The organism is Paenibacillus sp. cl123 (assembly GCF_900101595.1).
Taxonomy (GTDB): Bacteria; Bacillota; Bacilli; order Paenibacillales; family NBRC-103111; genus Paenibacillus_G.
On record NZ_FMYY01000045.1, the window covers coordinates 1 to 8,927 of the forward strand.

Below are 8,927 nucleotides of genomic sequence, written 5' to 3' on the forward strand. Positions count from 1 at the left end.
CACAGCGTCTTCCCAGGCTCATACAGCTCCGCCAGCTTCCGCTGCTCTTCCTCCGTAACGCCCAGCTCCGCCAGCTGCTCCGCGCTGTCCGCCGCCCCGTCTCCGTCCGCATCGATCCCGGCCAGACCGTTCGTCTCCGAGACGATCCCGATTACCTTCCCGTTCGGCGACGCGATCCAGCGTCCCTTCTCCCGGTCGTAGTACGCATTCGGCACCGTTTCCCCGGCCGGGAAGCCGATGAAGTTATCCAGGTAATGGTACACCTCCCGGTCGAACGTCACCTCTGTCGCCCCCGCCTGCACCGCTTCGTCCGCCGACAGCTCCACCGCATACGTGTACGCCACATACGGCGGCAGCTCGCCCGGCATCGCCTTCGGTCCTTCCGGCCCTGCCGTATATTCCGTCGAGCGGAAGCTGATGCTCGGCAGCGGCTGCTCCGTCCCGTCCGGCAGCTTCATCGTCGCCGTCGTCCCTGCCGGGAACAGCACCGTCGACTGGCGGCTTCCGTCCTCGTCCGTCACCGGCGTTCCCTGCGCGACCTGGATCTCCGTGCTGTTCTCCAGCTGCACCTGCGTCACCTTGCTGTCGTACGCCGTCAGCACCACATCCTCCAGATGCTCGTAATCCCCCGGCGTCGCCTGCTTCTTCCGCTGCACGGTCATATAGCCGTCCTTCTCATACTGCAGCGTCCAGATCCCGTCTCCGTTGACCGCCAGGTCGAACATCCCGTCCGCCCGGCTCAGCGTCTGGCCCCACTCCGGATGATCCAGCACCGTGATGCGCACGCCGCCTACCGGCGCCTGGGCCGTGTCCAGCACGCGCCCTCTCAGCACGCCTGCGCGCTCCGCTTCGATCGCGCCCGGCTGCACGCCCGTCTGGATCGGGTTCGGCCCCGTGTACAGGAAGTCCGTCAGCTCCTGGAAGCTCGCTTGACCCGACGCCGGCACCTCCGTCGCTACGCTGCCCGGATCGGGCGGCAGGTTGCCTCCGCCGCCGATCGGCGTCGCCTGTACCGCTTCGGACTTCGCCGACTCGTTGCCGCTCTCGTCATAGGCGGCCACGGCCAGCTCATAGGCTAAGCCATTGGTCAAACCGGTCGCCGTGTAAGAGCTGGTTTTACCGGATTCCTGCGCCGCTCCCCAAGAGCTCCCCCCCGCTTCACGGACATACACGCGATAGCCGGCCAGATCGGCCTCGGCGTTCGCCGTCCAGTTTAGCGCGACCCGGCCGTCTCCCGCGACAGCCGACAGACCGGCGGGCACGGCAGGCGGCGTCGTGTCCGGCTGCTCTTCGCTCAGCGGCTTCGCGCTAACGACCGCCGACATCGCGGAGATGTTGCCGCTCGTGTCGTAAGCCGCAATGGCGAATTCATACGTCCGGTCATGCCAAACATTGAGCACGGTATGTGTCGTCACACGGCCAACGTCACCCACTCCGCTCCATGTGGTACTGCCGTCCACGCGGGTGTATATCCGGTAGCTGTCCAGATCCTCCTCGGTGTTCGGATTCCAGCTCAGCTGAATTTTCCGCACGCCCGGCTCCGCCTTCAGGCCGCTCGGCACGGCCGGGGGCTCCCGGTCAGGAGTCTCGCCGTTTCGCGGCGTCTCATACATCGTCTCGGATTTGGCCGACACGTTGCCGCTTCTATCGTAGGCGCTCACGGCAAATTCATACGTCGTTCCGTTCGTCAGCCCGTTAACCGTGTACCCGCTCTCGCGGCCAAGCTTGTCGGCTTCGTTCCAGGCCTCTGCTCCCGACACGCGCCAGTAGATCCTGTACCCGGCCTGATCGTCCTCCGTACTCGGATACCAGGTTAGGATTACTTTCCCGTCCCCGGAATCTGTTCGCAGTCCGCCAGGCGCAGCCGGCGGGATTACATCCGGCGGCGGACCGCCCGCCTTCGGCGTCGCCCGCACGATCTCCGACTTTGCGGACTCGTTGCCGCTTTTGTCGTAAGCCGCTACGGCAAGCTCATACGACTCGCCGTTCGTCAGCGCCATCAGCGTATGCGACGCGGACAGGCCCGCATCCGACCGGATGCTCCATGCCTCCGCTCCCGCCTTGCGCCCGTACACCCTGTAGCCCGCCAAGTCGCTCTCGGCGTTCGCCGTCCAGGCCAGCGCGATCAGCCCGTCCCCGGGCTCTGCCCGCAGTCCGCCCGGCACAGCCGGCGGCGTCCGGTCCGGCGTCTGCGAGCCGCCGCCCTCCGAGCCGCCGCCCGAGCCGCCTCCGCCGCCGGAGCTTGGCGCCCCTCCGTCCAGACGCAGCGCGCCCAGATCCAGCTTGGCTCCGGCCTTGGGAGCCGTGTAGGTCCCCGGCGCCTCCGTACGGACGCATGCGCAGCTCTCCGATTTCGCCGCGTCGCTGTCAAGCAAAGCCAGCGCCTTCTTCGCCTGCTCCGTCTGCAGCAGCTCCGGCTCGGCTTTCCCTGCCTTCGCAGCCGCCGCGCGGATGCTTTCATCCGCGATATAGGACAGCCGGTACGTACGCTCCGGCTCGACATGCGCGGTGAAGGAGCCGTCAGCCTCCGTTATCGCGTAATAGGTCGGATTCGTCGTAAACGCCAGTACGACACCGCCGGCGCCTTTGCCGTCGTCCCCCGTCAGCTTGCCCTCCAGCATGGCTGCCTTGCCGGCAATCATGTCGAAGGTCGCCGCACCGGGGGTCCAATCCACGCTGCGGAAGCCGGCGATGCCGGCGCCTGTTGCATAGATATCGTACGCCCCGCTTTTCCACTCTCCAGGCAACGTGTAATTGCCTCGAGCATCCGTACGCCCCGCGGCGAGCTGGGCTCGCTTGCCTTTCGCATGAACGCGGACCAGCGTATTCGCGAGCGGCTGCCCCTCCGCCGACTTGACGGCGACTAAGAGCGAAGCCGCCTTCTCCGGGCCTTTCAACAGCTTCCATGTGCGATGAAGCGCTACTGCCGCTTCCGCACGTGTCAGACTTTTCTCGCCCCGGAACGCTCCATCCTCATAGCCTTGAAGAATGCCCGTTTCATGCAGCGCCGAAATAGACGGAGCCGCCCAGGCCGGAATCCGGCCGCTGTCGGTAAACTTCGCCTCCCGGGCCGCCTCCCGTCCGGCCAACCGCCCCAGCATGACAGCCGTCTCCTGACGGTTCAAGAGCGCCTGCGGCCGGAATGCCCCTGCCGCGTCTCCCTCCACCAGTCCCAACTGAGCCGCCTTTTTCACTTCCTCCGCAAACCATTCATCCTTGACATCCGTGAAGACCGCGTCCCGCTTTTGACCGTCTCCGACCTGCGGCAGCTTGGCAGCCAGTCGGTTCAGCATCGCCGTGAACTCCGCCCTGGTTACGGCCCGGTCCGGCTGGAAGGTGCCATCCTCATAACCGCTTACGATGCCTTCTCCCGCCAGCTCCGTCACTTCACCCAAAGCCCAAGAGGGCAGTCTGTCGTTCCATCCCGCAGCTCTGCTGCCTTCGCTCTCCCTGTCCCCCGGCCAAGCCGCGGGGTCCGCAGCGCCCGCCGGAGCGAGCGGTTGCACGGTAAGCACCGCCGCCAGCAGTAGCGGCATATTCCGTTTGATCAGCTTTCTGTACATATGATGTGCCTCCTCATCCCAACTGCTTGCCATATTATAGCGGCAGACTCGACTGGCCGGTAAGCATCTATCCGCCTAGGCGCATCACTGAAAATGTCACCCCGTCTTGTCATGGAAAATGACAAGACGAGCCAAAATTTCTGAAAAAAACAAGCCGCCGCTCTCCCATCGTGGGAAAAGCGGCGGCTTGACGATCAGCTTAGGGCTGAACGAAAACTCTTACCACTTGTATGATTTGCAGCCCTTGACCTTCAAGGCCAGCTCGGCGGTGGCCTGCTTGAACAGCTTGGATACCGGGTCATTGAAGTTTTCGGGCTTTCCTTTCACTGACAATTTCTCGTAATCGATCAGATCGAGCTTGACCGGACCCGCCTCCAGCTTGGCGATGAGGCCGCCGTCCGGGCAGCCGCCCTCCCATCGGTCTTTCATCTTGGCGCCTATCGTCAAGGCGGCGGGTCCGAACCCGATTTTGGCCGTAGCCTCCATCGACAAACCGTCATCGGTCAATCCCTCAAACGGCGCAATATCGAGGCCGCCCCCTACGCCGAAGCCAAGCTCCAGGCAGGAGGAAAAGCCTTCTTTCGTAAGACAGACCCTTCCGCCTCCTCCTATGCCCGAGTAAGCGCTGGCCCCGATGCACATCGTTCCGCACGGGTCGCGGTACTGCACCGGGTTATTGTTGACGTAGGCGTACAGATTGGCCTGGCCGCTCTCGAACAGGATCGGATCGCGCGCCGTCCATCGGCCCGACAGCGTATCCAGATCCCGCGCGCCGAATCTTACGAGTCCCGCTCCCCGGTCCTCCAGTCCGCCCGCATACCCGATCGGCAGCGCGAAGCCCGGATTTGAATCCGACAGCACGCCTCCGTAGCTGTCATATTTCAGCCGCTTGATAACTTGCCCCTGACCGTTCAGCACCTGCTGCGGCGTCCCTATGCCGTCCGTGATCACATAATAACGGACGTTGTTGCGCTCCAGCCCGAGCAGCAAGCCGTCTTGGTCGTACAAATAATTCGTCAGCTCCCCGTTTTCGTTCACCGTGCTTGTCACCAGCTGCAGCGATGTCGGGTCACCATATAAATACTGGGTAAACTTACCGGCTCCGTCCTCCCGGTACGTTCGTCTTCCCAGCGCGTCGTATGCATACGTGTATGTCGCGCCGCTTACCGTCGCTGTCAGCAGCTCCCCGCGCGCCCCATACTGGAACGTATCCGCGCCGCGCTGGCGGAGATAACCGTCTTCATCGAAGCTGTAAGCCGTTTCGCCTACAGCCGCCAGCACATCATGCGGTCCGTAGCTGCTCGTCATCCGCTCCGAGCCTGTTACCTCCCTGGCGATCCGGTTTTTGTTCACATCGTATTCGTAGGCTTCAACTGTCACGCCTCCCGGACCCGTGCGCTGCACATTTGTCAGCTGCCCGTCAAGGTCGTACGTGAATACGGTCGTCTCCGCTCCTTCCGGCGTCGTTACCGTCAAGCTCGCGACATTGCCGCTGAGATCGTATACAGGCCGGGTGCGGTAAACTTCCCGCCCGCCCAGCGTGTAGACCCGCTCCTTCTGACGGCCCAGCTCGTCGTACGTCTGGGTAATCCGCATGCTGCTGTCCTGCATCCCGGCCACGCTGCCGTTCGGACCGCTGCGGTCGAACGTGAACGGTCCGTATCTGACAAGCTGACCGGCTTTGTTCCAGCCCAGCGACGTCGTGACATTCTGGGTACGCTGCACACCGTACACCATCCGTGTGACGGCGGCCCGGATATTCGTCAGATTGAATAAGGAGTCATACGTGTAGTCGTAGACAGCAGTGGCCTTGCCTTTGATCGTCTGCTGCTTCACCTCTTCGCCGACATACGTATATTCATTGGTTTGCGGCACCGATCCGGGAGCCGTCCCGACGCTTTCCAGCTTCTTCGCCCGGTCCGTCTCGTCCGCATATTCGAACGTGCGGCGGATATCCGCGTCGTTCATGCCGGTGATTCGCTTGCCGCCTGCCGCATCATACACATAATCGGTCTGGCGCCCGCTGCGCAGCGTCGACCGCTCCAATATGCCGCCGGCTCCATATTCCAGGCTGATCCAGTCCGGCGCTTGCGAAGTCGCAAAGCCAGCAAATTGGCCCAGCTCATTGTAGCTTTGCCGGTAGGCCGTGCCGTCCGGCATCGTCAGACCGGCCAGTTGCCCCAGTTCGTCATAGTCGCTGCCATATACCTTGCCGCCCGGCGTTGTAGAAGAGACCAGCCGGTCGGCATCGTCATAGCCGAACAACCTTGTCCGGCCGGCCGCATCCGTCAAAGCCGTAAGCCTGTGGCGCTCATCGTACGTATAGTCCGCCGTTTGCTCGCCGCGCGAGACGCGCGCCAGCAGGCCCTTGGCATCATACGTATACAGGATAGGCGCGAGCTCCTGCCCCGGCCATTCCATCCGCACCACCCGGCCGTCGGCGTCGTAGTAGGCCGCCGTGGCCGTTCCTTCAGGCGTCGTTTTAGTCAATCGGCGCGCTTCGGCTTCGTATTTCACTTCGGTGACCGACGAGCCCGTCTTGTATGTGTAGACCAGCGTTTTTAGGCTGCCGTCCTCATTTTCCTCGACCGTTCGCGTTTCGTTAAATGTCGTCTTGCGTCCGTCGGGGTTCGTAAACACCATTTCCTTGAGCACCGGCACATCCATATCCCAGCGCGGATCGCCTTCCAACGTTTTCGTGACGACGCTTCCGTCCGGAAGCTCGACCCGCTCGCTGCCCGGCCGCACCGTTGCCACCAGACGCGCTCCGTCCGGATCGGTCGTCGTCCGCTGTACCCCGCCCTCGATACTTTTCGTCTCGTAGACGGTGGAGCGGCCGTCCGCATCGGTGAAAGTGACCGTCGTCCCGTCGTCCGTATCCGTCCGGTTCAGCGTCTGCACGCCTCCGGCTCCATTCTCCGCCCGGATCAGCAATCCGGCCGCATCGTAGTCGTACCTGCTGATCTGATTCAGCGGATTGGCGAACGTTTGCAGCAGCCCTCCATCGTCATACGTCATCCGATATGCGGCTCCATCCGGACCGACGACTTCCGTAAGCCGTCCATGCTCATCTATCGTCAGCCGCGTCCGCTGGCCGCCGGCCCCGACAATCGCTGCCGGCTTGCCTGTGCCATCCCGTTCGATCTTCACTTCATGGCCGTTCCGGTCGGCGATCCGCGTCAGACGGCCTTGTTCATCGTAATCCAGCTTGGTCAGCATCGTTCCCGTCAGAACATCCGCCATGCCCTTGTAATGGAATTTATTATCAAAATGATAAGTAAACTGGCCGCTCTCGTCGGGCACAGACGAATACTCCTGATCCGGCCTGATACTGAAATGCTTGACCTCATAGTTCCAGTTGGTTGTGCTTTCGATGCGGCCGCCCCCGGCGAAGACCCCGATCAGGTCAAACTGGCGCACAGCCTCCCGCATGACCTGCACCGGGCTTTCCTGCTTCTCGAGGAGCCCATCCGGTCCGATGCGGTACACGTGACGATCCCCCGTCCTGAAGTAAATCCGGTTCTGTGCGTCCAGGAAAAATTTATTGATGGAGCCTCCCAGACCGTTATACGGAAAGTAGAACTGGGCTTCCGTCGCCTTGACGCCGTGGGCCGCAGCCCGGCTTCCCGCTTCGCCCATCAGCACGCCCGCCACGCGCTCCAGCGTCCCGTCGGGACTGAGCCTGCGTACGCGGGTATAGGATCGGACATCATTTGGCGAAGGATTGGCCGACGTATCGGATATATACAGGCTGCCGTCCGTGCCGAGCCGGATCAGCTCCACCTGGCCGATGCCCGTCTTGTCGCCCGGCCCGTCGTCTCTTCCTTTTGCCGCTACATCGCTGAGCGTTTGGAGAATGCCGTCCGGCCCGATTTTGTAAAGCGTCAATGAATGAGGGTTGGAGCTGCGCACACCCGGCCTGGTTGGATGAGAAGTAAAATATACGGAGCCGTCCGCGCCTGCCGCTATATTAAAGATCGAGGCGAAGGTCACTTCCTTGGCCGGCGCTCCGTCGGGCAGCGCCTCCATCCCTCCTATGCGGCCCGTACCTGCAACAACCTCCCACTCATCCTGTCCCTTTGCTTTACGAAGAATTTGGCTTTTGGTCGAACTAAAGAGATAAACCCTGCCCTGCGGGTCCACCGCCAGTCGGCTTGAGTTGGAGTAAACCGTGTCGGAAAATTTCGTCAACCTTCCCGAGGCGTCCATCCTCACCACAACCTGGTCGCGGGTCAAGCCGTTTTTGGCGACAAAATATACAGCTCCGTCCAGTCCGGTCGTCATCGTCTCCAGCTCGGCCGAATAACCGGCCAGCGAAAAGCCGGGACCGCTTCCTCGAAGGTTGATTTCTCCGAACGGCTTCTTCTGCTTCGTCTGTACAGTGCCGTCTCCGAGCTGCAGGCGGCCCATTTTCTCGTCGTATGCATGATGAGCATCCAGACTCCAGCCGGCGACGCCGGCTTCCGCATACGGATTGCGCGGACTTTCCAGCTCGCCATTCCAGCTGCGGGTTACATTAATAGCGGAGCTGCCACGAACTAAACTGAAAGCTACGGCCCCGGCCGCAGCCAGCCGGCCGAAGCTGTTCTGGAAATCAGCGAGCGCCGGGTAATACTGCGCCTGGTACGCGTAATCGATGCGAACCTTATACGGATGGGAGCCTGTCAGCTCGCGGCCGTAGGCATCCTTCCCGTCCCACTCGAACGTATACGTCTTGTTCGAAGCCGGGGCGAAGCTCGCCCGGTGCAGCCTGCCTCCGATCTGGATGCTCACGCTCATACTGAGCAGCGAATCCGGCAGCGGTCTGCCGTCGCTCACCGGAATTTCCAGCGTCGACTTCGCCTTGTAGCCTTCCTCCCGCTCGCTCATATAGTTCAGCATATACGGCGTTCCTGCGATCGGAATCTGCTGCCCCAGCGTCTGGTTCTGGCAGCCGATGATCGAGCCCTTCTTCTTGCACGGATCGTCTTCCTTCTTCCGCTTCTCCCTAGGCCCCCGGTCAGGCGGCGACTCGGAATCTCCCGGAGGACCGTACGGCCAGTTGTGATCATACGGCGTGAAGTGCGTGATCGGCACCCGCCACAGCGTCTTCCCAGGCTCATACAGCTCCGCCAGCTTCCGCTGCTCTTCCTCCGTAACGCCCAGCTCCGCCAGCTGCTCCGCGCTGTCCGCCGCCCCGTCTCCGTCCGCATCGATCCCGGCCAGACCGTTCGTCTCCGAGACGATCCCGATTACCTTCCCGTTCGGCGACGCGATCCAGCGTCCCTTCTCCCGGTCGTAGTACGCATTCGGCACCGTTTCCCCGGCCGGGAAGCCGATGAAGTTATCCAGGTAATGGTACACCTCCCGGTCGAACGTCACCTC

Annotated in this window: 2 protein-coding genes; both read right to left on the reverse strand. The window is 62.4% G+C overall.

Translation table 11 applies throughout. From position 1 onward, the window contains the following. On the reverse strand, positions 1-3,563 hold a 3,563-nt coding region (locus tag BLR08_RS30380; RefSeq protein WP_176835649.1), incomplete at its 3' end, for an S-layer homology domain-containing protein. A gap of 219 nt (positions 3,564-3,782) precedes the next feature. Then, a complete protein-coding gene (locus BLR08_RS30385; RefSeq protein WP_218131605.1) occupies positions 3,783-8,906 on the reverse strand; it encodes an RHS repeat-associated core domain-containing protein in 5,124 nt (1,707 codons plus the stop codon). Positions 8,907-8,927 lie beyond the last annotated feature (21 nt).